This is a genomic window from Halarchaeum sp. P4, from assembly GCF_051195175.1.
Classification (GTDB): Archaea; Halobacteriota; Halobacteria; order Halobacteriales; family Halobacteriaceae; genus Halarchaeum.
This window is the reverse complement of record NZ_JBNTKC010000002.1, coordinates 72,673-96,325: the sequence shown is the minus strand read 5'-3', so window position 1 is coordinate 96,325 and position 23,653 is coordinate 72,673. Positions and strand designations below refer to the sequence as shown.

The window sequence follows — 23,653 nt, the reverse complement described above, 5'->3', positions numbered from 1 at the left end:
GGGCCCGCGACCGGAAGGTACACGGGCGTTCGCGCCGCGAACGGTGGTATGCACGTCGCGGTCGCACACTATCCGGAGGGCGCGGGCCACGCCACGCGGATGCTCGCCGTCGCGCGCGCACTCGAGGCGCGCGGCGCCACGGTGTCGCTCGCGGGCGGCGGCCCCGGGAAGCGCTTTGTCGACCTGCTGGGCTACGACGAGTACGTCCCGACGCCCGTGGACTTCATCGGTGACTACCAGGAGGACGGCGGCCTCCGCGAGACGCTCACGGGGAGCGTCCCCGATTCGGCGCGTCGCGTGCGCGACTTCTATCGTTGGTTGCAGCGCGAGGACCCGGACCGCCTCGTGACGGACGACATGTTCGCGGCGATGGCGGCGCCGCTCGCGGGCGTCCCGCTCTACGTCTGCACACACAACGCGCCCGGTCTCTACGACGACGCGGTGGAGCGCGCGGGCGCGTGGGGGCTCACCGAGTACCAGCTCCGGGCGGCGCGCGAGTTCTACTTCCCGACGGTGTGGCCGCACGCCGACGCGGACCCCGAGGGCGTGACGCGCGTCCCGCCGCTCGCGCTCGACGCGGACGCGCCCGTCGTCGGCGACCCGGACGTCGTCGTCGTGCCTAGCACCTACTCGACGGCGCTCGAGGAGAGCGTCCAACGCCTCCGCGAGGCCGGCCGGGACGTTCTGCAGGTCGGCGGCGAGGACTGGGAGCCGGTCGCCTCGACGCTGCCGACGCTGCGCGCGGCGAATCTCGTCGTCTGCCCGGGCTACTCGACGGTGATGGAGGCGGCGGTCGCGGGGACGCCGTGTCTCGTCTACCCGTTCACGTCCGAACAGCGCGGCGTCGCCCGTCTCGCGTCGCGCGCGACAGGCTTCCGGACCGTCACGTCGCCCGACGAGGTAGTCCGTGCGGCCCGGAACCCGCCAGCGCCGCCGGTCTACGAGAACGGCGCGGGGCGGGTCGCCGAGGCCGTGCTGGCGTGACGACCCACCAACCTCGTCGACACAATATTTAACTCTGGTGGCCGAGTCCACACGGACGGACCGTCCACCGGAACGCACGACGCCGTCGCGAACGGGAGAGGGGACCTCGGCGACGGACACGGTCGGGTGGGCGGGACGGTCTCTTGTCTTGCCACCGTCGAAACCACGAACCACCCGGGGGTGTATGTGGGCGTATGACCGTTCGCGTCAGCGCCGGCGCCCGCCTCCACTTCGGCTTCTGTAACCTCTCGCTCGCCCCCGACCGACTCTACGGGAGCCTCGGCGTCGCGCTCGACGACCCGCGCGTCGTCGTCGACGCCTCGCGCGCCGACGCCGTGCGCTGTGCCGACGATGCCGCCCGCCGGGCCGCCGAGCGCGCCTGTGACGTCCTTGACGTCGAGGGCGTCGACGTCACCGTCCGCGAGGCGCTCCCTCGCCACGTCGGCTTCGGGAGCGGGACGCAACTCGCGCTCGCCGTCTACACCGCCGTCGCGCGCGCCCACGACATCGAGCCACGAGTCCGCGAGCACGCGCCCGCCCTCGGACGCGGCGGGCGGAGCGGCGTCGGCGTCGCCGCCTTCGAACGTGGGGGGTTCGTCCTCGACGCCGGCCATCCCACCGAGCGCTTCACCACCGAACGCCCGCCGGACGGGACGTGGTCCGTCCCCGGCGTCAGCGCGCGCCACCGCGTCCCCGACGACTGGCGCTTCGTCCTCGCCGTCCCCGACGTCCCGCAAGGGAAGTCCGGCACCGAGGAGGAGGAGAGCATGCGCGACGTCGTCGAGCGCGCCGATTCGGGCATCGCCGACCGCATCGCCGGCGTCGTCGTCCGGCGCGTCCTCCCCGGCGTCGTCGATGGCGACATGGCGTCGTTCGGCGCCGGCGTCGCCGAAGTCGGCCGCCTCAACGGCCGCTGGTACGCCGACGAGCAGGGCGGCGTCTATCGGCCGCCCGCGGGCGCGCTCGTCGACGCCCTCCGCGAGCACGCCGCCGTCGCGGGCGCCGGGCAGTCCTCGTGGGGGCCGGCCGTCTACGCGCTCACGGACGCCGAACACGCCGCGGAAGTGCGTGCCGTCGCCGCGGACGCGCTCGACGAGGCCGGCGTCGACGTCGACGTCCGCGTCACCGGCGCGTCGAACGACGGGGCGCGAATCTCGGAATGAGGCACAACTGGTAAGCGAACGCACGGTGATGGGGCGAGTATGACGAGGATTCCGTTCGGCGTCTCGCGCTTCGACGGCCAAATCGGGGGTGGCGCGCCCGAGGGGAGCGTGGTGTTGCTCGCGGGGAGTGCCGGTGCCGGCGCACGCGAGTTCCTCTACACGAGCGCCGTGTTCAACGGCCTGATACAGAACGACCCCGACCTCTTCGACCTCCACTACGGGAGTCTCGCGCCCGCGGCCGAACCGCCTGAGGAGGTCCATTACGTCTCCTTCTCCGCGAGTCGCGAGGACGTCAAGCGCGAAATCTCGTTCTCCATGGACGAGGAAATCGTCAAGGCCGGCCTCGGTGGTGTCACCTTTCAGGACCTCTCCGCAGAGTACTTCCAGCTGAGCCCGGTACCCCGCGAGTGGTACGTCGACGAGCCGCGCTCGCTCGCCGACCTCGGCGGACAGGGCGAGCGCCGTACCGTCATCCAGGCGTTCGCCGACTACCTCGACGAGCACGCCGCGGACAGCCTCGTCGTCGTCGACTCGCTCACCGACCTCATCGGCGACGAACAGCCCGAGCGCCCGTGGTCGGACGTCGTCTACCTCCTCAAGGGGCTCCGGAAGGCCGTCCGGGAGTGGGGCGGGCTCGTCCTCCTCAACCTCTCGCGCGACGCGCTCACCGAGTCGCAGTTCGGCGAGCTGATGAGCTGCGTCGACGGCACCATCCAGTTCGGCTGGGAGACCGGCGGGAACGAGCGCGTGCGCTCGATGTTCGTCCAGGAGTTCCGCGGCGTCCTCAGCCAACTGGAGCAGGAGGACATCGTCCGCTTCGAGACGGAGATCCACGAGGCGGGCTTCGACGTCTCGAACGTCCGGAAGATCCGCTGAGGTCATCCCACCACCTTATGGTTCACCGAACCGACAGTCCGGACAGATGGGAGCGCCACGTCCAACCGGAGGGGAGCCGCGATGAGTGACGACGAGGAACGCGACGCGCCGGACGTCGCCGACGAGGCGGACGGGGCGGCGCCACTGGACGCCGAACCGACCGACGGCCACCTGGCCGATGACGACCCGACTGATGGCGCCGAGGTGTCGCCCGAGGACGAGTCCGACGCGGCGGTCGACCCGCTCGAACAGCCCTCGGACGACCTCCCCGAGTCGCCCGAGGACGAGTCGGCGCCGCTCTCGGACCCCGAGGACGTCGACGCCGTCGATGGCGACCCGTTCGAGGAGGTGGACGTCGACACCGACGCCGTCGACGCGACGGACGTCCTCGGCGCCGACGCGACCGACGCCGAGCAGGCGGCCGCGGCCGACGAGGCGGAGGACGTCCGCGTCATCTCGGACCGCACCTGCCACAACTGCGAGTTCTTCGCCGACCCGCCCGACCTCGCCTGCAACCACGAGGGTACCGAGATTCGCCGCGTCGTCGACACCAACCACTACGAGGTGGTGAACTGCCCGATGGTCCTCGACGACGTCGACATCACGGACGACCTCTGAACGGGGGTTTTTGAGTGCGTATCCGCTAGGGCGGGTATGCAGTTCTGCGACGAATGCGGCTCCATGATGCACGCCGACGACGACGGCGTCATGGTCTGCTCGACCTGCGGCCACGAACAGGGCCGCGACGACGACCTCGCCGCCGACTTCGTCTCCACCGAAGCACAGGACGACAGCGACGTCATCGAGACCACGGAGAACGCCGACGACGAAGGTAAACCCACCGCCGACGTCGTCTGCGAGGAGTGTGGGAACGACGAGGCGTGGTACACCATCAAGCAGACCGGCGCCGCCGACGAACCGCCGACGCGCTTCTTCAAGTGCACCGAGTGCGGCCACCGCTGGCGCGACTACAACTAACCGTCTTTTTCTTCGGGTGCGCTGGTGCGCACCGCTCAGGCCAAAAACACGGGAGAAAAACTTCCGGTCGGCGTAGCCGACCGGCGCACCGCTCACTTCATTCGCGGACGCTGGGTCATCCGCGACCGCGCCGTTAGTTCCCGCGGCCCTGCATCTTCTCCTCCTCGGGGAGCGAGACGTTCGCCTCGCCCTTCATGCCGGCGCCGATGTTCGAGGCGATTTCGGCGAGGCGCTCGGGGTCGTCGTAGTTGTTGACGGCGTCGACGATGGCGCGCGCCATCTTCTCGGGGTCCTCCGCGCCGAAGATGCCGGAGCCGACGAAGATGCCGTCACACTCGTGGTACATCATGAGCGCGGCGTCGGCGGGCGTCGCGATGCCGCCCGCGGCGAAGTTCACGACGGGCAGGCGGCCCATCTCGGCGGTCTCGTGGACGAGTTCCGCGGGGGCCTCATGCTCGCGCGCCCACATCTGGCGCTCCTCGTGGTTCATCCCCTCGAGCTTGCGAATCGCGCTCTTGATGGTGCGCTGGTGGTGGACGGCCTGATTGACGTCGCCGGTGCCGGCCTCGCCCTTCGTCCGAATCATCGCGGCGCCCTCGTCGATGCGCCGGAGGGCCTCGCCGAGGTTGCGCGCGCCGCAGACGAACGGCGCGGTGAAGTCGCGCTTGTCGATGTGGTACTTGTCGTCCGCGGGGGTGAGGACTTCGGACTCGTCGATCATGTCCGCGCCCGCGACCTCCATGATTTCGGCCTCCTTCCGGTGGCCGATTCGGACCTTCCCCATGACGGGGATGGAGACCTCGTCGATGACCTCCTGAATGCCACCCGGGTCGGCCATCCGCGCGACGCCGCCGCGCTTGCGGATGTCGGCCGGCACGGCCTCGAGGTGCATCACGGCGACCGCGCCGGCGTCCTCGGCGATGCGCGCCTGCTCGGCGTTCACCACGTCCATGATGACGCCGCCCTTCTGCATCCGTGCGAAGCCGCGCTTGACGAGGTCCGTCCCGCGCTTGAGGTCCTCGATGTCCGTCTCGGTCATGTCTGGCGGTAACGCCGGGAGTGCCAAAGGAATGCCGATTGCGGTCACGTCCGCGGCGTCGCCGTCGGCGAAACGCCAACACCTATGCGCGCCGCGTTCGTCGCCTCGCGCATGCCCTCGCTCCCGCCGTGGCTCCTCCGCCCGCGCGAGACGCTCCCCGAGCCGGAGGGCCTCCCGCGCTCCGTCGCGCCCCTCCCGACGTGGGTCGAGGACCTCGGGTTGCGCCTCGTCTGGCCCGTCGTCCTCGCGAATTTCTTGGGGACGCTGTTCGGCTTCTGGTACTACATCCCGCAGTTCTCCGCGGAACCGCTGCTCGCGTGGCCGTTCGTCCCGGACTCGCCGACGGCGACGCTCTTCGTCGCCGCCTCCTTCGCGCTCTGGGCGACCGGGCGCGACCGTCAGTGGGTGCACGCGCTCGCGTTCTTCGGCTGTCTCGTCCTCGGCCTCTGGACGCCCTACACCCTCCTCGTCTTCGCGGACGGCTTCGGCTACCTCGCGTGGCCGATGTACGCCTTCCTCTTCACCTCGCACGTCGCGATGGCCGTCGAGGCGTTCGTCATCCACCGCTACGCCGACTTCACCGTGCGCGCCGTCGCCGTCGCGTTCGCGTGGTACATCGTCAACCTCGTCCTCGACTACTTCGTCCCCGTCGTCGGCACGCCACACCACTCGACGGTGCCCGCACAGACGCTCGGACAGGTGACCGGGTCGGTCCTCGGGATGGCGACCTACTCGGGCCCCATCACGCACGACCCGAGTGCGCACGCGCTCGCCGGCGTCGGCGCCGTCGTGCTCGTCCTCCTCGCGACGTTCCTCGCACTCGCCACCCGCGTCGCGAAGCTACGCTAACCCTTTTTCCCGCTCGACCGACACGGGACACGTATGTCTCTCTACGACGCGCTCGCGGACCTCCCGCTCGTCATCGAGGGGACGGGCCGCGAACGGAACGCACGCGACACCTCGAGCGACTTCGAACGCGTCACCACCACGTTCTCCCTGCACGGCCGCGGCCTCGCCGGCCGCGGCGAGGACGTTACCTACGACGCCGACGAGCACGACGCCCTCGACACCGACTTCGCCGACCTCGAGGGCGAGTGGACCTTCGACGGGTTCTCCGCGCACCTCGCGACCCGCGACCTCTTCCCCGACACCGACCCCGAGCGCGAGGACTTCCGGCACTATCGGCGCTGGGCGCTCGAGTCCGCCGCGCTCGACCTCGCGCTCAAGCAGTCGAAGACGTCGCTCTCCGACGTCCTCGAACGCGAGACGTCGCCCGTCCGATTCGTCGCCTCCACGCGCCTCCCCGAGGGCGATACCTCGCGCGTCGAGCGCTTCCTCGACGTCGATGAGACCCTCGAGTTCAAACTCGACCCGACCGACGAATGGACCGAGGACACCTTCCGCACGCTCGAGGAGACGACCGCCGTCCGCGTCCTCGACCTCAAGGGCTACTACGAGGGGACGGACGTCGACCAGGAACCGGACCTCGACCTCTACGAGCGCGTCTTCGACGTGCCGGGCGCCGTCGTCGAGGACCCCGCGGTCACCGAGGAGACGCGCTCGCTCGTCAAAGCGAACCGCGGCCGCGTCTCGTGGGACGCCCCCGTGACAGGTCTCGACAGCATCGACGAGTTGCCCTTCGAGCCCGCGTGGCTGAACGTCAAGCCCTCGCGCTTCGGGAGCGTCCAGTCGCTGCTCGACACTGTCGAGTGGGCGCTCGAGAACGACGTCGAACTCTACGGGGGCGGCCAGTTCGAACTCGACGTCGGGCGCACCCACGTCCAACTCCTCGCGGCGCTCTTCTACCCGGACGGCCCGAACGACGTCGCACCCCCGATGTACAACGACCCGAGCATCCCCGAGCACCTCCCGCCGAGCCCGCTCTCCGCGCCCGCGAACACTCGCGGCCTCGAGTGGGGCTAGGCGGCTCGCCTCTCCGCGCTTCCTGCGAAATCGCGTTACTCGTCTTCGTCCCGGTGTGCGCGCACCCAAAGCTCGCCGATGCGCGAGAGGTAGGTCCGGTGGGCGTTCCCGTGGGCGTCCTGCTCGACGTAGCCCTTCCCGTTCGGGCCGAGGCGGTCGACGTTGTAGATGACCTTCGAGCGGAAACTGTCGGTGTACTCCTCGCCGAGTTCGCCGGCGAGCGTCTCGGCGAGTTCGCTGACGCTATCGAACTCGCCGTGGTCGCCGAGCGTGTAGAGGATGAGCTCCTCGAAGGGCTTGACGTTCGAGAAGGAGGCGACCGGGAACTCGATGATGTGTCCGCCTTCGAGTTCCTTCGCGCCGATGGTGGTGCCGCGCTCGTCGAACTCGTCGAGGAGGTCGCGGGCGGCGTCGGCGCGCTCCGCGGCCGCGTCTTCGTCGACGTCACCGTCGGCGGCGTCGTCCAGCAGGTCGACGGCGGCGCGCAGCTCCTCGGCGAGCTCGGTTTCGAGGTACTTCTCGGGCGCCGTGTAATAGGTGTGGACGCGGTCACGGTCGTCGTCGCGCTCGATGACGACGGAGTCGGCGGCCGTCGCGAACGCGAAACTGACGGTGCGGGGCATCGAGGAGATGTTTACCCAGACGTCGCCCTCGCCCCGGTCGAGTTCGTCGTTGATGAGGTCGAACGCCTGCTCGAAGGCGGCGTCGTAGTCGTAGACGTCCGCGACGTCGAGGCGTTCGGTCTCCGCACCGAGCAGGTTCTCGAAGTCCCGGGAGAGCTTCTCCGCGAGGTTCCGCGAGTACTCGACGTTCGCCTCGCTCCCGACCGCGCCCTCGAGGAGGACGACGCGGTCCACGGAGAGGCGCTCACGGACGAGCGGCGCGATGAGCCGGTCGTAGTCGAAGCCGACCGGCACGACGTGCGTGGCCATGTCTCCGTAGAGGGTCCGAACGACGGATAAGCGTTGCCGACGCCGTTCGAAGAGAATTTTTCTTCGATGCGGCAATCCGTTCACCTACCATCCACTATTATTAGCTCTTGTACCGGACGAGGGTGTACATGACTGAGTCGAACGCGACGGGCGTCGCGGCGGCGCTCGACCGGATTCCGGTCGGCGCCTTCCACCGGCGTCTCCTCGCCATCTGCGGGACTGCGTGGGCCTTCGACGGCATGGAAGTCATCCTCATCAGTTTCACCCTCCCCGTCCTCCTCGACGCATGGAGCCTCAGCGGCCTCTCCGCCGGACTGCTGGGCTCCGCGAGCCTCATGGGAATGATTGCCGGCAACTGGGGTTGGGGCTATCTCGCCGACCAGTACGGCCGCAAACCCGCCTTCCAGTGGACCGTCCTCACCTACGCCGTCTTCGCCGGCCTCACCGCGCTCGCCGTCGGCTTCTACAGCGGGTTCGCCCTCCGCTTCCTCACCGGCGTCGGCCTCGGGGGTGCGCTCGCCGTCGACACCTCCTATCTCTCCGAGCACCTCCCCACCGACCGGCGCGGGCGCTACCTCGTCTACCTCGATGCCTTCTGGCCGCTCGGCTACGGCTTCGCCGTCGCGCTCGCGTGGTTCTTCCTCTCCTACCTGCCGGGCGGGGGCACCGTCGCCGTCCCCGTCTTCGGCGCCGTCGAGAGCTGGCGACTCCTCTTCGTCGCCTCCGCGCTCCCCGGCCTCCTCGTCTTCGTCATCCGCTACGGGCTCTCCGAGACGCCGTACTACCTCGCTCGCGTGGGGAAAATCGACGCCGCGAACGAGCGCCTGCGCGCCATCGCCGAGGAGTCCGGTGGCGACTACACGCCCATCGAGGCGAGCGAGGTCGGCACGCGGAACGATGGGAGCGTCCGCGACCTCTTCGCCGCCGGCCTCCGCGGGCGCACCGCCACCATCGCGTTCGCGTGGTTCGCCATCAACTTCGGGTATTATGGGGTCTTCATCTGGCTCCCGCAGACGTTCGGTGCGAGCGGCACCGTCCCCGCGCTCACCGTCGGGGGCGTCACCTTCGGGAGCGTCTACAGCTACTTCCTCCTCATCGCGCTCGTCCAGTTCCCGGGGTACGCGAGCGCCGCCTACCTCGTCGAGAAGGTCGGACGCAAACCCACGCTCGGCACCTACCTCCTCGCGTCCGGGCTGTTCACGTTCGTCTTCGCCGCCGCGATGCCCGGTGCCGGCTTCGGGTTCGGCCTCGAGGGCTTCTGGCCGTTCTTCGGCGCGCTCCTCGCCTCCTCGTTCTTCACGCTCGGCGCGTGGGGGGCCATCTACGCCTACACGCCCGAACTCTTCCCGACGCACCTGCGCGCCACCGGGAACGGCTTCGCGGGCGGCGTCGGCAAAATCGCCGCCGTCATCGGGCCGATTCTCGCCGGCGCGCTCGTCCCCGTCGGCTACGTCGCCGCGCTCCTCCCGCTCGCCGTCGCGTTCGCCCTCGGCGGCGTCGTCGTCCTCGCCTTCGGCGTCGAGACGATGGGCGAGCCGCTCCGGTAGGCGCCGCCCGACAGCTATTTCTGTCGGCCGGGCGTACCTCAAACGGACTCCAGAGTGGTCTCTATGGAAGACACGGCCAAATATCTCATTCACGCCGACCTCGTCGCGGACGGTGTCGTCGAACGCAGCGACGTCGTCGGGGCCGTGTTCGGCCAGACGGAGGGACTGCTCGGCGACGACCTCGACATCCACGCCCTGCAGGACTCCTCGAAGCTCGGCCGCCTCGACGTCACCGTCGAAGCCGAAGGCGGGCAGTCCTTCGGGCGCATCACGCTCGCCTCCAGCCTCGACCGGGTCGAGACGGCCGTCCTCGGCGCCGCCCTCGAGGCCATCGAGCGCGTCGGCCCCTGCCGGGCCACCGTCGAGGTCGCGCGCATCGAGGACTTGCGGGCCGCCAAACGCCGCGAGGTCACCGAGCGCGCGAAGGAACTCCTCGCCACGTCCTTCGACGAGGGTGCCATCGACAGCGACGACATCCTCGAGGAGGTGCGCGAGTCCGTCCGCGCCGGCGACGTCACCGAGTACGAGGGCCTCCCCGCCGGCCCGAACGTCGCCTCAAGCGACGCCGTCGTCGTCGTCGAGGGCCGTGCAGACGTCCTCACCCTCCTCAAGTACGGCGTGAAGAACGCCGTCGCGGTCGAGGGCACGAACGTCCCCGAGGCCGTCGCCGACCTCACCCGCGAGCGCACCACGACGGCGTTCCTCGACGGCGACCGCGGCGGCGACCTCATCCTCCGGGAACTCGAGCAGGTCGGCGACGTCGACTACGTCGCGGCCGCGCCCGCGGGGAAGTCCGTCGAGGACCTCTCGCGCGCCGAAGTCGACACCGCGCTCCGCGAGAAATCCCGGGCGAGCACGGTCACCGGCGCCGACGCCGATGTCGACACTGTCGCCGCCACCGACGGCAGCGCCGTCCCCTCCCCACCCTCGACGCCGGACGTCCCCTCGGGGACGCCGTCCGTCCCGGACGCCGCGGAGGAGCGCACGGACGAGCCTGCGGACGACGCCGATGACACCGAGACAGAGACCGACGGCAGTACGGAATCGACCGGCCCGACTTCCACGCCGGACGCCGCCGACACCGTGCAGGGTACCGGGCGCTGTCACCTCTACGAGGCCGGTTTCACGCTCATCGAGGACGTCGACGCCGCCGACGCCTTCGAGGCGCTCCGGGACGCCGACACCGTCCCCGACGTCGTCGTTCGGGACGGTCCCATCAGCCAGCGCCTCCTCGACGTCGCCGCCCAACGCGGCGTCGGGACGCTCGTCGGCGCCGAGCGCGGAGACGTCGTGAAGGAACCTGCGTCAGTCGCCGCCCACCGTTTCGACGACCTCTGAGGCCGCCACCCGGTGACGCCATGCCGCCCCGTGGCGAAACCTGGCCAGTCACCGACCCCCGCACTTCTTATCACTCGCGTACATATTTCCCCGTAACTGTGTCCGAGCGGAACCTCCCGTACGTCCTGAGCGGGTTCGGTCTGCTGCTCGGAGCCGTCGTGGTCGGCGGGTTCGGCTACGTTCTGTTCGCCCGGGGCCTCACCCCCGACGCCATCGTCACCTACGCCAGTAGCCTACCGTTCGCCGTCCTCCTCGTCGCCGGCGGCCTCTGGTTGCCGCGCAGCGACGTCTCGCCCGAGCACTATCGCCGTATCGGACTCTGGACGGCCGCCGGCACCGCGTTCCTCACTTCCCTATTCGCCGTTATCGCCCTCGTCACGCAGGACGACTGGGTGGTCCGCATCGCCATGATCGGCTGGGCCGCTTCCACCGGCGGCGGTGCCGGCCTCCTTATCGGCGTCTTCGAGGTGCGCGCCGTCGAGCGCGCTGTCGCCGCCGAACGCGCCCGCGTCCGCAACGAGGAGCTCCGCCGGCAGAACGAGCGCCTCGACGAGCTGGCGAGCATCATCTCGCACGACCTGCGCAACCCGCTCACCGTCGCGCAGAGCTACGTCGACCTGCTCCGCGAGGACATCGATGCCGCCGAGCGGACGGAACGCCTCGAAACCGTCGCGCGCACGCTCGAACGGATGGAGCGCATCGTCGAGGAGACGCTCACGCTCGCGCGGAGCGGCCGCGTCATCGACGACCCCGAACCGGTCGCGATCGCGGCGCACGCCCGCCAATGCTGGGAGAACGTCTCGACGGCGGACGCGACGCTCACCGTCGAGTCATCGACCGTCGTCGTCGCGGACCCGAGCCGGCTCGCCCACCTCTTCGAGAACCTCTTTCGGAACGCCGTCGAGCACGGCGGCGACGACGTGACTGTCCGCGTCGGTGCCCTCGCCGACGGCGACGGCTTCTACGTCGCTGACGACGGCCCCGGCGTCGGCCCCGAGGAGCGCGACGTCGTCTTCGAACCCGGCTACTCGTCCTCCGAGACCGGGAGCGGGTTCGGCCTCGCCATCGTCACCCAGATCGTCGACGCCCACGGCTGGGAGATCCGCCTCACGGACGCGGACGGCGAGGGGGCGCGCTTCGAGATTTCCGGCGTCGAGACGCTCCCGTCGCTTGAGGCCGACGCGTCCGCGGCGAGGACTCGCGCGTCCTTCACGAACTGAGACGGAGCGGGTCGGCGTCTCGCCGGCCGACTCAGAGCACCGCGAGGCCGACCGCGACCGCGAGCAGGCCGCTCGCGACGGCGCCGCCGAGCGTCGCGAGGAAGTTCACCGTCTGGTTGCCGACGCCGCGGCCCTCGATGGTCGCGCCCGCGAGGCTGTCGACGGTCATCCCGACGGCACCGCCGACGAGGACGACGCCCGCGCCGAACGCCGAGAGTCCGAGGAGGACGAAGGAGAGCGCGGCGATGACGGCGGCGCCGAGGAGGCCGGCGAGTTCGCCCTGCCACGTCACCGCGCCGTCCGTCCCCGGCGGTACTTCCTCGAACGTCGTGACGAGGCGTGGAGGCCCGTAGAGCGTCCCGATTTCCGAGGAGAGCGTGTCCGCGAGCGCCGTCGCGACGCTCCCCGCGAACGCGAAGACGAAGACGGCCGCCGAGACGTCGAGCATCGGACTCGCAGCGTACCCCAGCAGCGCGAAGAGCGCGGCGAGCGAGTTCCCGAGGACGTTCCCGCTCCCGCGCGCGCCCTCGTTCTCCTCCGCGACGCCGATGTCCGCCTTCTCCTCGTAGCGGAACTTCGAGGAGAGCCCGCCCACCGAGAAGAACGTCACGAGCACCGCGAACCAGCCGTAGCCGCCGAGCACGACGGCGAGTACGCCGAGGAAGACGCCGGTGAGCATCCCGGCGACGGACGCCGCGCCGAGCCCGTAGGAGAGGCCGCCGAAGACGACCGTGAGAACGAGCGCGACGCAGACGCGCGTCCACGACGGCGACACCGCGAGCGCCGTGAACAGCCAGCAGAGGAGCGCGACGGTGAGCACGACGTAGGGGTAGTCACGCTCCGTGAACACCTCGCGCAGCAGGCCGGAGAGCAGGCTCGCGGTCGCCGCGAGGAACGCCATCGTCGGGGTGAGCGCCGCCGCGACGACGACCTGCCCGAGCAGCGTCCCGACGAAGGAAACGACGACGAACCCGACGCTGCCCGCGACCGCCACCGGGTAGTACTCGAGGGCGAGGCGCCGCCCGAAGTCGCCGTAGCCGACGGCGAGCACCGCCGCGGCGAAGACGCCGATGGGCAGGTCGAACGCGGGGACGAGCACGCCGAGGCCGGTCGCGGCGAGCGCGAACCCGAGGAGCGTCCAGAGGCGCTCCTGTTTCTCGTCCCACGGGTAGGCGAACAGGCGGAACGCGGGCCCGTCGGTCACGACGAACGCGAAGGCGGCCACGACGACGAACGGCGCCGCCGTGAACCGCCCCAGCAGCGGTGCGGCGAGCGCGAGCGTCGAGACCAGCGCGTACGCGGCGGCCCGACGGAGCGGGAGAGTCACTACCGGCGGATATCACCGCCGGCATACTTAATAATCCCGAACGACCGAGCGCGTGCGAGGACTTTAGGGTTGTCCGGCCCCCTCGTTCGGTCGTGGGACTCTACGACCGCTACCTCGCCCGACGCGTCCGCCACGACGACGCCTCGACCCCGGGCCACGTCGCGCTCGTCATCACCGAACGCGACCTGCTCGAGAGCGGCGCCTACGACACCCTGGAGCGCTTCCTCGCGCTCGCCTTCGAGCACGGCGCCCGGCGCGTCACCGTCTACGTCAGCGTCCTCGACCGTGCGGTCGTCCCGACGCTCGAACGCGAACTCGCCGGCCTCGACGCCCCCCGAGAGGTCGCCCTCCGCGGGCCCGGCGATACCGAACGCGCCGACGCGCCCGTGCAGGTCAGCGTCGGCCTCGGCGGGAAACACGAGTTCGCCGAGGCCGTCCGCGCCATCGCCGAAGCCGTCGATCGGGGCGACGCCACCCCTGAGGACGTCGACGAGGCCGCCGTCGAGGAGCACCTCGTCTTCCCCGCCGACCCCGACCTCGTCATCAAGACCGGCGCCGAGCGCCTCAGCGACTTCATGATCTGGCAGTCGGTCTACAGCGAACTCTACTTCACCGACGTCAACTGGCGGGACTTCCGCGACCGGGACTACCTCCGCGCGCTTCGAGATTATCAGGACCGTCAGCGGAGGTTTGGACGGTAAGCGAGCGCCAGCGAGTGAACCGTCCAAACTCAGTGAGGCCGCAGGTCTCACGCATGGTTGGAAGATGAGCGCTAGCGAATCTTCCGAATCAGCGGGCCACACCTAAAGACACTTGCCACTCCGCGTACATCTCGGCAGCGTGAATCGTCGGCAGACAGTCTCACTTCTCCTCGGCGGTCTGGGCGTCCTCGTCGCCGCCCTCCATTCGTGACGATAGTTCCCGCGTACGTGGGTGACTAGTCGCCCGTCGTCGCGCCGTCCTCGCCCTCGACCTCGACGTCCGCCCCATCCGGAACGTACTCGCGGAGGCGCGAGAGGACGGCACGGGCCTCCCGGAGTTCGACACTCCCGAACGCACGGACGAGCGCGAGCGCACGCTCGGCCTTCGCGCGCTGCCACGACGCCTCGCGGGACTCGTAGGTGCGGATGGCGCGCAGGAAGTCCACCTTCGAGAACTCCGGCCAGTAGGGCGTACAGAAGAAGACCGCCGCCTCGTTGCCGTTCGCGTGCCACGGCAGGAAGTTCGATGTCCGCTCGTCGCCGCCCGTCCGGACGATGAGGTCGACGTCGCGGACGGGGCTGTCGTGGAGGCGCGACTCGATTTCCGCGACGTCCACGTCTGCCGGCGCGAGGTCGCCGTCATCGACGGCGCGCGCGACGTCGCGGGCCGCGCCAAGGAGTTCCGCGCGCCCGCCGTACGCGAGCGCGACGTTCAGCGTGAACCCCTCGTAGTCGGCCGTGCGGCGCTCCGCGTACGCGACGGCGTCCCGGACGCGCTCCGGGAGGCGCCCCGTCTCGCCGATGGCGCGGATGCGCACGCCCTGGTCGTGGACGCGCTCGGCGTCCGCGAACTCCCGAAGCTTCGACTCCAGGAGGTCGAAGAGGTGCTCGCGCTCGTCCGCCGGCCGGTCGAAGTTCTCCGTCGAGAACGCGTAGAGGGTGAGCTCCTCGACGCCGAGCTCCGCACACCAGTCGAGGACCTGCTCGGTGGTCTCCGCGCCCGCGCGGTGGCCCGCGCTCGGGTCGTCGCCGCGCTCGCGTGCGTAGCGCCGATTGCCGTCCTGAATGACGGCGACGTGCTCGGGCGCACCCGAGAGTTCGTGGCGGAGCACGCGCTCGTAGGCGGCGTCGAACTGGCGACGGAGCCACCCTCGCAACATACTCCTCGTTTGCGCGGCGGCGGGTATGAGCCTTGTCCTCCGCACCTGTCACGACAATCGTGCCGGCGGCGCTCGCTCGTTCGTCCGACCCTCGCTGGCGCTCGGGCCGGACGGGACCGTGACCCATTTAGTCCACTCTCGCCTCGCATCACGTATGACAGAGACGGAGAAGGCGGACCTCTACCGGCGCACGGTCGAACTCCTCAAGCCCGGGGACATCACGCTCCACGGCGCAGTCGTCCACACCGACCTCGGGGGCGACGAGGAGAGCGTCCTCCACCAGCTCACCCTCGAGGCCGGCGACGTCGTCGCCGAGCACTCCGGTATCGACGCGACGGACACCTACGTCTACTCCGGGAACGACGACGAGCGCTTCGGCGTCAACCAGCATCAGGGCCTCACCGTCGAGGGCGACGAGTTCGTCTGGGAGTGCCAGCAGCTCATGCGCGACACGTACTACGACCTCGTCCTCTACTGGGAGGCCGGCGACGACCTCGAGCGGGTCGTCGCGGACCTCGAAGCGCTCGACGGCGCCGAGTCCGTCGTTGGCGTCACCGAGGACGGATGGGAGTGAACGCGGCTCCGTCGAAGCCGCGAATACCGCGACCGGGGAGCGAAGCGAGCGCGCGTCCCGCGCCGCGACACCGGACGTGCGCCTAGCTAGCACGGTCGAACTCAACCCTTATACCGAGTGAGTCCCCACTACGGGCTATGACCGACGCGGACCTCGACGAGACGGACCGCGCCATCGTGAACGCCTTCCAGGGTGGATTTCCGGTGGTGCAACGGCCGTTCGAACCGGCGGCACACGCGCTCCGCTCGCAGGGCGTCGACGTCGACGCGTCGACGCTCGTCGCGCGCGTCCGCCGGATGGTCGAGGCGGGGACGCTCTCGCGCTTCGGCGCGCTCATCAACGCCGAAGCCATCGGCGGACACGCGACGCTCGTCGCGATGCACGCACCGGAGTCGCGCTTCGAGGAGGTCGCCGAGACCGTGAACGCACACCGCGAGGTGGCGCACAACTACGAGCGCGAACACCCACACCTCAACATGTGGTTCGTCGTCTCCGTCGCGGAGCGCGACCGCGCCGCGGAGGTGCTCGCCGAAATCGAGGCCGAGACCGGCCAGGAAACCTACGACCTGCCGAAACAACAGGAGTTCCGCGTCGAGGCGAAGTTCCCCGTTGAGGGACCCCTCGAGGAGACGGACATCGACCTCTCGCACCTCGGGCCGAACCCGAGTCCGACCGACGCCGAGACGCTGACGCCCGCCCAGCGCGACCTCGTCGTCGAGATTCAGGGCGGCCTCCCCGTCTCGGAGACGCCGTACCGCGACGTCGCCGACGAAATCGGGCAGGACGCCGAGTGGGTCGTGGAGACGATTCGACAGTTCAACGTCGAGGGGAAAGTCCGACGGGTCGGCGTCGTCCCGAACCACTACGCCCTCGGCTACAGCGAGAACGGGATGACGGTCTGGAACGTCCCGGACGAGGTCGTCTCGGAGGTCGGCCCCGAGGTGGCGAGCCTCGACTTCGTGACGCACTGCTACGAGCGCCCACGTCACGACGGCGTCTGGCCGTACAACTTCTTCGCGATGACGCACGGCCGCAGCGAGGCCGAAAGCGAGGCGCGCGTCCAGCAGGTGCGGGACGTGATGGCCGAGCACTGGGACGTCGGCACGGACGACTGGGACACGCTGTTCTCGACGCGTATCCTGAAGAAGACGGGCATCCGCCTCGACGAGCGCGCGGACGCGAACACCGAGGACGCACGCGAGACAGAGCAGCACGCGTGATTCCGCTCGCGTTCGACTTCACGGACGAGGCGGTGCTCGTCGTCGGCGGCGGGCGCGTGGGCGCGCGGAAGGCCCGCCGCTTCGCCCGCGAGGCCCGCGTCGTCGTTCTCAGCCCCGCGTTCGCCGACGCCGACTTCGGCGACGCCGAGCTGGTGCGGACGGACGCGGACGCCGCGACGCTCCACGAGTGGGTCGACCGCCTCGACCCGGCGCTCGTCGTCGCGGCGACGGACGACGAGTCGGTGAACGACGCCGCGGTCGCGGCCGCCCGTGAGGTGGGCGCACTCGTAAACCGCGCGGACCACTCGGACGACCGGGCGTTCGACGACGTCGCGGTCCCCGCCACCGTTCGGGACGACCCGGTGTCGGTCGCGATTTCGACCGGCGGGTCGAGTCCCGCGCTCGCGAAACACCTCCGCGAGCAGGTTGAGGAGACGCTCGACGGCGCGGGCGCGATGGCCGAAGTGACCGCGAGCCTCCGCGAGGACCTGCAGGCCGCGGACGTCCCGCCCGGCGAGCGCCGGGACGCCGTCCGCGCCGTCGTGCGGTCGACACCGGTTTGGAAGGCTTTACGTAGCGCAGATACCAAAGACGACCAAGAGGTCGACGACGCCGTGCGTCGAGTGGTCGCGAACGTCATCGGTTCTGACGTCTCCGGCGGGCCGCGCGAGCGCGACACTCCCACGGACGTCGTCGACGAGGAGTAATACACGTGAATCGGAATACGAGCGTCGTCTCCGGGGTCCGGGTCGCACACCCCGAGGCGACCGTCAACGACATCGAGGCCGCCCGTGCGGAGAGCATCGCGGCACTACTGGGGACGCTCCGCGCCGAGTCGGGCGTCGAGGAGGCGTACGCGCTCCAGACCTGCAATCGCGTCGAGGCGTACGTCGTCACCGCCGACCCCGAGACGGGGCGCCGCGCGCTCGCCGCGACGGGTATCGCCGACCACGACGCGAGCGTCGAGACCGGCCACGAGGAGAGCCTTCGGCACCTGATGCGCGTCGCGGCGGGCGTCGAATCGCTCGTCCTCGGCGAGGACCAGATCCTCGGGCAGGTCCGCTTGGCCTACGACACGGCCGTCGACGCCGGCACCATTGGCCCCGTTCTCGAGGAAGGCGTGACGAAGGCCATCCACGTTGGCGAGCGCGCGCGCAACGAGACGGCCATCAACGAGGGCGTCGTGAGCCTCGGGAGCGCCGCCGTCCGGCTCGCCGAGCGCGAGCTCGACTTGGAGTCGGCGAGCGCGGCCGTCGTCGGCGCGGGCGAGATGGGGTCGCTCGCCGCGCGGGCGTTCGACTCCGCGGGCGTTGCTGACGTCACCGTCGTGAACCGCACGCCCGAGCACGCCAAATGGGTCGTCGCGGACCTCGACGCGTCCGGCGAGGCGGTCGGCCTCGACGCGCTCCCCGAAACGCTCGCGGACACGGACGTCGTCGTTGCCGCTACCGGGAGCGACATGCCGGTCGTCACACCAGACGAGACCGCAGACGCCGGGGAGACGCTCTACGTCGACCTCGGCCAGCCGCGCGACATCGCGCCCGCGGTCGCCGACAGCGCGGGTGCGTCCGTCTACGACCTCGACGACCTCGAGGACGTGACGGACGAGACGCGCGAGCGCCGGCAGGAGGCCGCGCTCGCCGTCGAGGACATCATCGACGAGGAGTTCGAACGCCTCCTCTCGCAGTACAAGCGCAAGCGTGCGGACGCGGTCATCGCGCGGATGTACGAGAGCGCCGAGCGCCTGAAGGACCGCGAGGTCGCGACGGCGCTCTCGCGCCTGGAGTCCCACGGTGAGGACGGCGTCGACGACGCCCAGCGCGAGGTCGTGGAGTCGCTCGCTGACGCGCTCGTCTCCCAGATTCTCGCCGCGCCGACCCGAAGCCTCCGGGACGCCGCCGCGGAGGACGACTGGGAGACCATCGCGACGGCGCTGCGCCTCTTCGACCCCGAGTTCGAGGACGACGACGCGGACCCCATTCGACTCGGCGAGGATGGTCCCCCGGCGCGGTTCGCGGCCGCGGAGACCGAGGACGACTGAGACGGACAGTACGGTTTTGGTTCTGGGCGGCGACGCCCTGAGTATGGCAGAAACACTGAGCGACGAGGACGTCGAGGAGCGACTGCCGTCCGAGTGGGAACTGGAAGACGACGAAATCAGTCGCACCTACAAGTTCAACGACTACCTCGCGGGCGTCGCGTTCGCGAGCGAGGTGGGCGAGCTCGCGGACGAGGCGTTCCACCACCCGACAATCGTCATCGAGTACGACACCGTCGAGGTTCGCTTCACGAGCCACGAGGCGGGCGGGGTCACCGAGCAGGACCTCGAACTGGCCGCGGAGTGTGACGCGCTCAGGTAGATGGAGGGGCGGTACGTCTTCGCGGTCCGCTTTCGGCTGGAACCGGCGGCGCGTGACGTCTCCCTCGAACCGAACTCGTTCGAGACGCGTCTCTACCGCGACGCCGACGAGCCGGGCGAGGAGGGCTGGCGGTTCTTCCGCGACAACCTCTGGCGCGGCGAGCTCGCGGACGACGCGCACTTCCGCGACCTCACCGCGGAGGCGCTGGATGTCACGGTGTTGAGCGTCGAGTATCGGTCGTTCGAGGTGGACGAGGAGTACCGGACGGCGTTCCGCGAGGCCATCGCCGACGACCTCGAGGCGTTCCGCGCTGACACCGTTGACGAGGTCGTGAACAAGTATCTCGGGAGTTCGCTCGAAGTGCAGACGGCCCCGAGCGAGTAGGGAGGGGTCGCCGAACGTGCGAACGCCGAAGGTGAGCCACGCGACCCCGGGTGACCAGTGAGGGTCGTCGTCCGTTCCGGGGCCGCGTAAGGGACTTATCGGGTGACGGCGTACGTCCGGGTAGATGGTTGACCCGGGCTACGACTACTGGTTGCTCGACCTCGACGGGACGCTCGTGGACACGGAGTGGTCGTACACGCGCGAGGTGTTCGACCGCGTTGAGGCCGAGCTCGGCGTGTCCTTCAGCGACCGTCAGGCCGAGGTGCTCTGGCACGGGCTCGGCGGCGACCGCGACGACCTGCTCCGCGAGTGGGGGTACGACCCGCAGGCGTTCTGGGAGGTCTTCGACGCGCTCGACGACCCCGTGGAGCGCGCGGAGGCGACGTACCTCTACGACGACGCGGCGTTCGTCGCGGACCTCGACGAGCCGGTCGGGCTGGTGACGCACTGTCCGGCACCGGCGACTGACGCAGTACTCGACCGCCTCGACGTCCGAGACTGGTTCGACGTCGTCGTGGCGTGCGACGACGAGACCGGCTACAAGCCCTCGCCCCGTCCGCTCGACCTCGCACGCGGCGACCTCGGCGTCGCGCCGACCGCGCACGGCGTCTACGCGGGCGACGGCGCGAGCGACATCGGGGCGGCGGCGAATGCCGGCCTGGAGTCCATCCACGTCGAACGCCACGACCCGCACCGGCGCGGCGTCTGCGTCCTCGGCGACCACCGCATCGAGTCGTTCGCCGACCTCGCGCTCTCGAGCAGCACGAGCGGGCGCGCAACGGGCGACCGCGAGCGACGCGAGACGTGAGTCGGCCCGGTAAGCGACTATGCCTCGTACCCGGGCAGGTCGGCGACGACGCTTTCAACGCCGTCGAGCGCGCGCTCTAGCTCCCGGACGCCCGCTTTCTCGATGCGCCCGGGGTTCGCGAGGACGCGCACCGACTCCGCGCCGACGGGGACGAAGTCGAGGCCGAGTTTCGCGGCGCTCGCACGGAGGCCGAGGCCGACGTCGACGTCGCCGGCCGCGACTTTCCGCGCGGGGCTCTCGTGGGCGCGAACAGTTCGTTCGTAGCCCGCGATACGCCCGGCGAGCTCGCGGCCGGTTTCGCCCTCGCCGGCGAGGTCGTCGAGCGCGGCGTCGAGGGACACGCGCAGGCCGCTCGCCGTTGTGCGATTCAGGAAGTCGAGGTCGGCATCGAGGAGGTCCACGAGGCCGTCGACGTTCTGCGGGTTGCCCTCGGGGACGACGAGACCCCACTCGCGCGTCCACGACGCGAGTGTCTCCGTTTCTTCCTCCGGTTCGAGCGGACCGCTCGCGACGACGACGTCCGGGAGGTCGTCGCGGAGCCGTCTGAATCCCGAGCGCGTGCCTTCCGCGAGGTAGCGCGGGTTGCGCACGCCGTCGAGGAGGCGGGCGAACGCGGGGTCGTCCTCGCCGATACAGAGCACGGACGGCGGCCGGACGTCCGGCGAGAACAACTCGACGGCCACGGACTCGCCGGCGGCGAGGTAGTCGGTGTCGGCGTCGACTTCGACGACGCCGTCGGCCTCGACGAGCGACGTGGTCGCGCCGCTCCCTTTGTCGACGGGATAGACGAGGGTGTCGCCCGCTCCGTCCTCGAGGAGGCCGACCGGCATGAGGCGGGTGCGGCCCTGACCGTAGCGTTCCTGGACGGCCATTCGGCCCTCGACGGTGGCGCGCTCGGGTTCCGGTTTCCCGGCGGCGTCCCGAATCGCCGGCGCGACGAACGTCCGGAAGATGGTGAGTGCGGAGACCGGATAGCCGGGGAGGCCGACGTAGGCGGCGTCCTCGAAGCGCCCGACGAGCATCGGCTTTCCGGGTTTGACGGCGACGCCGTGCAGGAGCAACTCGCCGCGCTCCTCGATGACGCGGTAGACGACGTCGACGGCCGAGGCCGAGGTGGACCCGGAGGTGAGGACGAGGTCGCACTCGTCGGCTGCGGTGCGGAGCTGACGCTCCATCTCCGCGTAGTCGTCGCCGGCGTGCGGGTAGAGGACGGCCTCGCCGCCCGCCTCCTCGATGGCGGCGGCGACAGTGTAGGAGTTCACGTCGTAAATCTCGCCGGCGCGATGCTCGAGGGGCTCGCCCGGCCGGACGAGTTCGTCGCCGGTCGAGATGACGCCGACGGTCGGCTTGCCACGGACGGGCACCGACTCGACGCCGAGCGCCGACAGGAGGCCGATTTCGCGCGGGGTCAACTCGGTGCCGGGGCCGAGCGCGCGCTCGCCGGCGGCGACGTCCGCACCGGCCGCCATCACGCTGTCACCGGGTGCGACGGCCGTCTCGAAGGCGATTTCGCCGTTTCGTTCGGTGGTGCGTTCGACCGGGACGACGGCGTCCGCGCCCGCGGGCATTACGGCACCCGTCGAGATTTCGACGCACTCGCCCTCACCGACTTCGACGTCTGGTTCCTCGCCGGCGTGGACGACGCCGGTCTTGGGCAGGACGACGGGGTCGGTCTCGTCCGCGCCGAAGGTGTCGGCGGCGCGGACCGCGTAGCCGTCCATCGACGCGCGGTCGAACCCGGGGACGTCGATACCGGCGTCGACGCGCTCGGCGAGCACCCGACCGCGAGCCTCCCGCAGCGGAACGGTCTCGGGGTCGGGGTCGATGTCGAGGCTCGCGACGGTCTCGTGGGCGTCCTCGGGCGAGGCGAGGTCGCGGAACTCCTTCCGGTCCGTCATGGTCGGACCTCCCACTGTTCGACGGTCACGGTCTCGCCGGCGGCGACGCCCTCCGCGGGCTCCGGAACCACGACCCACCCGTCGGCGAGCGAGACGCTGGAGAGGACGCCGGACCCGCTCGTGTGGACGGGGTCGGCGACGTATCCGTCGTCGGTCTCCTCGAGCGACACGCGCGCGTACGTCCGTACGCCGGGTTCACTCCGGAGTTTCCCCGAGAGTTCGGCCTCGATCTGTGGGAACGCCGGAATGGGCATCCCGCCTGCCTGCTTCATCGCGGGCCGGAGGAACTGGACGGCGTTGACGATGCAGGCGACCGGGTAGCCGGGGAGACAGAGGACGGGCGTGTCCTCGACGACGCCCGCGGCGACCGGGTGGCCGGGTTTGAGCGCGACGCCGTGGAAGACGAGTTCGCCGAGGTCCTCGACGACGTCCGGCGTCAGGTCGCGTTCGCCGACGCTCGACCCGCCGGTGGTGACGACGACATCGGCGTCGAGGTCGCCCTCGATAGCCGCGCGGAGAGCGTCCTCCTCGTCGGTCACGACGTCGCGGTAGCGTGCCCGCCCGCCCCAGCCTTCGACGAGGCGGGAGACGGTGAGGCCGTTCGTCTCGACGACCTCGCCGGGATCGGGGTCGGACTGGACGAGTTCCTCGCCGGTCGGAATCACGGCGACCTCGGGGCGGTCGTACACTGTCACGTCGCGGACACCGCTCGCCTTCAGGAGGCCGAGGTCGGAGGGGCGGAGGCGGTGGCCGGCGTCGTGGAGGTGCTGGCCCGCGGCGACGTCCTCGTCGGGAGCGCCGACGTTCTCGCCGACCGCCACCGCGTCAAGCACCTCGACGTCCCCGCCGACCTCCGCCACCTGCTCGATCATCACGACCGCGTCCGCGCCCTCGGGGAGTTCGCTCCCGGTGTGAACGCGGACGGCGGTCTCGGGGGCCATCGTCTCGCTCGCGCGGAGGACGGCGGGGTCGCGCTCGCTCGCGCCGAAGGTGTCGGCGGCGCGGACCGCGTAGCCGTCCATCGCCGCGCGCTCGTAGCCCGGGACATCGCGCGCCGCGGTGACGGGGACGGCGAGCGTCCGGCCCGCCGCGTCGGCCACCGCGACCGACGTCGTTCGGTCGTGCGTGACGACGGCCTCGCGGAGTCGCGCCCGGGCCTCGGCCACCCGGGTCCGCTCCTTGAACCCCGCGCGCCGTCGGTCGTGAGTTCCGGTCATACCC

At 70.5% G+C, this 23,653-nt stretch carries 24 protein-coding genes; 18 read left to right on the top strand and 6 right to left on the bottom strand.

Translation table 11 applies throughout. From position 1 onward, the window contains the following. Window positions 1–48 precede the first annotated feature (48 nt). From ACQUS8_RS08470 to ACQUS8_RS08450, 5 genes are all read left to right on the top strand, one after another. A complete protein-coding gene (locus ACQUS8_RS08470) occupies window positions 49–984 on the top strand; it encodes a glycosyltransferase (protein WP_435099509.1) in 936 nt (311 codons plus the stop codon). 194 nt (window positions 985–1,178) lie between these two features. Continuing rightward, complete coding sequence (locus ACQUS8_RS08465) at window positions 1,179–2,147, top strand: beta-ribofuranosylaminobenzene 5'-phosphate synthase family protein (protein WP_435099506.1); 969 nt, start codon at window positions 1,179–1,181, stop codon at window positions 2,145–2,147. Between the two features lie 39 nt (window positions 2,148–2,186). After that, window positions 2,187–3,023, top strand: coding sequence for an RAD55 family ATPase (locus ACQUS8_RS08460; RefSeq protein WP_435099503.1), 837 nt, complete (start codon window positions 2,187–2,189; stop codon window positions 3,021–3,023). Between the two features lie 81 nt (window positions 3,024–3,104). Next, complete coding sequence (locus ACQUS8_RS08455) at window positions 3,105–3,641, top strand: hypothetical protein (protein WP_435099500.1); 537 nt, start codon at window positions 3,105–3,107, stop codon at window positions 3,639–3,641. 36 nt (window positions 3,642–3,677) lie between these two features. Next, on the top strand, window positions 3,678–4,001 hold the full coding sequence (locus tag ACQUS8_RS08450; RefSeq protein WP_435099497.1) for a transcription factor S: 324 nt from the start codon (window positions 3,678–3,680) through the stop codon (window positions 3,999–4,001). A gap of 133 nt (window positions 4,002–4,134) precedes the next feature. Here ACQUS8_RS08450 and pdxS read toward each other — a convergent pair whose 3' ends face one another. Continuing rightward, window positions 4,135–5,040, bottom strand: a complete 906-nt coding sequence (pdxS, locus tag ACQUS8_RS08445) for a pyridoxal 5'-phosphate synthase lyase subunit PdxS (protein WP_435099494.1) — start codon at window positions 5,038–5,040, stop codon at window positions 4,135–4,137. 111 nt (window positions 5,041–5,151) lie between these two features. Here pdxS and ACQUS8_RS08440 point away from each other — a divergent pair, with 111 nt between their 5' ends. Continuing rightward, on the top strand, window positions 5,152–5,889 hold the full coding sequence (locus tag ACQUS8_RS08440) for a DUF1405 domain-containing protein (protein ID WP_435099491.1): 738 nt from the start codon (window positions 5,152–5,154) through the stop codon (window positions 5,887–5,889). Between the two features lie 33 nt (window positions 5,890–5,922). Then, window positions 5,923–6,963: a hypothetical protein gene (locus ACQUS8_RS08435; protein WP_435099488.1), complete on the top strand. Its 1,041-nt coding sequence runs from the start codon at window positions 5,923–5,925 to the stop codon at window positions 6,961–6,963. Window positions 6,964–6,998: 35 nt separating this feature from the next. Here ACQUS8_RS08435 and ACQUS8_RS08430 read toward each other — a convergent pair whose 3' ends face one another. Then, the gene (locus tag ACQUS8_RS08430) at window positions 6,999–7,895 is read right to left on the bottom strand and encodes an HFX_2341 family transcriptional regulator (RefSeq protein ID WP_435099485.1); all 897 of its coding nucleotides are present in this window, start codon (window positions 7,893–7,895) and stop codon (window positions 6,999–7,001) included. A gap of 128 nt (window positions 7,896–8,023) precedes the next feature. Here ACQUS8_RS08430 and ACQUS8_RS08425 point away from each other — a divergent pair, with 128 nt between their 5' ends. The 3 genes from ACQUS8_RS08425 to ACQUS8_RS08415 all read left to right on the top strand — a co-directional run bounded on the left by ACQUS8_RS08425 (window position 8,024) and on the right by ACQUS8_RS08415 (window position 12,000). Continuing rightward, window positions 8,024–9,442 (top strand): MFS transporter, encoded by a 1,419-nt coding sequence (locus tag ACQUS8_RS08425; protein WP_435099482.1) that lies wholly within the window; start codon window positions 8,024–8,026, stop codon window positions 9,440–9,442. 63 nt (window positions 9,443–9,505) lie between these two features. After that, entirely contained in the window at window positions 9,506–10,780 is a 1,275-nt protein-coding gene (gene dnaG, locus ACQUS8_RS08420; protein WP_435099479.1) for a DNA primase DnaG, read from the top strand. A gap of 98 nt (window positions 10,781–10,878) precedes the next feature. Then, window positions 10,879–12,000, top strand: coding sequence for an ATP-binding protein (locus ACQUS8_RS08415; RefSeq protein WP_435099476.1), 1,122 nt, complete (start codon window positions 10,879–10,881; stop codon window positions 11,998–12,000). Between the two features lie 31 nt (window positions 12,001–12,031). Here the strand turns inward: ACQUS8_RS08415 and ACQUS8_RS08410 are convergent, their stop codons facing one another. Then, entirely contained in the window at window positions 12,032–13,327 is a 1,296-nt protein-coding gene (locus ACQUS8_RS08410; protein WP_435099473.1) for a DUF92 domain-containing protein, read from the bottom strand. Between the two features lie 92 nt (window positions 13,328–13,419). On the opposite strand from ACQUS8_RS08410, the gene ACQUS8_RS08405 reads away from it, so the two are divergent. Beyond that, entirely contained in the window at window positions 13,420–14,028 is a 609-nt protein-coding gene (locus tag ACQUS8_RS08405; protein ID WP_435099470.1) for an undecaprenyl diphosphate synthase family protein, read from the top strand. 236 nt (window positions 14,029–14,264) lie between these two features. Here ACQUS8_RS08405 and uppS read toward each other — a convergent pair whose 3' ends face one another. Beyond that, a complete protein-coding gene (uppS, locus tag ACQUS8_RS08400) occupies window positions 14,265–15,188 on the bottom strand; it encodes a polyprenyl diphosphate synthase (RefSeq protein ID WP_435099467.1) in 924 nt (307 codons plus the stop codon). A gap of 154 nt (window positions 15,189–15,342) precedes the next feature. Between uppS and ACQUS8_RS08395 the strand changes: the two genes are divergently transcribed. From ACQUS8_RS08395 to ACQUS8_RS08365, 7 genes are all read left to right on the top strand, one after another. Further along, window positions 15,343–15,762 carry a DUF5778 family protein gene (locus ACQUS8_RS08395; protein WP_435099464.1) on the top strand — a complete coding sequence of 140 codons (420 nt, stop codon included), beginning with the start codon at window positions 15,343–15,345 and terminating at the stop codon, window positions 15,760–15,762. Between the two features lie 137 nt (window positions 15,763–15,899). Further along, window positions 15,900–16,982 carry a siroheme decarboxylase subunit beta gene (gene ahbB, locus ACQUS8_RS08390; protein ID WP_435099461.1) on the top strand — a complete coding sequence of 361 codons (1,083 nt, stop codon included), beginning with the start codon at window positions 15,900–15,902 and terminating at the stop codon, window positions 16,980–16,982. Beyond that, a complete protein-coding gene (locus ACQUS8_RS08385; RefSeq protein ID WP_435099458.1) occupies window positions 16,979–17,689 on the top strand; it encodes a precorrin-2 dehydrogenase/sirohydrochlorin ferrochelatase family protein in 711 nt (236 codons plus the stop codon). Before ahbB ends, ACQUS8_RS08385 begins: the two co-directional genes overlap by 4 nt. A gap of 5 nt (window positions 17,690–17,694) precedes the next feature. Continuing rightward, window positions 17,695–19,023, top strand: coding sequence for a glutamyl-tRNA reductase (gene hemA / locus ACQUS8_RS08380; RefSeq protein ID WP_435099455.1), 1,329 nt, complete (start codon window positions 17,695–17,697; stop codon window positions 19,021–19,023). A 43-nt stretch (window positions 19,024–19,066) separates the two neighbouring features. Beyond that, window positions 19,067–19,342: a 4a-hydroxytetrahydrobiopterin dehydratase gene (locus ACQUS8_RS08375; protein WP_435099452.1), complete on the top strand. Its 276-nt coding sequence runs from the start codon at window positions 19,067–19,069 to the stop codon at window positions 19,340–19,342. Continuing rightward, entirely contained in the window at window positions 19,343–19,726 is a 384-nt protein-coding gene (gene lwrS / locus ACQUS8_RS08370; protein ID WP_435099449.1) for an LWR-salt protein, read from the top strand. A gap of 124 nt (window positions 19,727–19,850) precedes the next feature. Beyond that, window positions 19,851–20,534, top strand: coding sequence for an HAD family hydrolase (locus tag ACQUS8_RS08365; protein WP_435099446.1), 684 nt, complete (start codon window positions 19,851–19,853; stop codon window positions 20,532–20,534). 17 nt (window positions 20,535–20,551) lie between these two features. Here ACQUS8_RS08365 and ACQUS8_RS08360 read toward each other — a convergent pair whose 3' ends face one another. Both ACQUS8_RS08360 and ACQUS8_RS08355 read right to left on the bottom strand, forming a co-directional pair. After that, window positions 20,552–22,432, bottom strand: a complete 1,881-nt coding sequence (locus ACQUS8_RS08360; protein WP_435099443.1) for a molybdopterin biosynthesis protein — start codon at window positions 22,430–22,432, stop codon at window positions 20,552–20,554. Then, on the bottom strand, window positions 22,429–23,649 hold the full coding sequence (locus ACQUS8_RS08355; protein ID WP_435099440.1) for a molybdopterin molybdotransferase MoeA: 1,221 nt from the start codon (window positions 23,647–23,649) through the stop codon (window positions 22,429–22,431). Before ACQUS8_RS08355 ends, ACQUS8_RS08360 begins: the two co-directional genes overlap by 4 nt. Window positions 23,650–23,653: the final 4 nt, after the last annotated feature.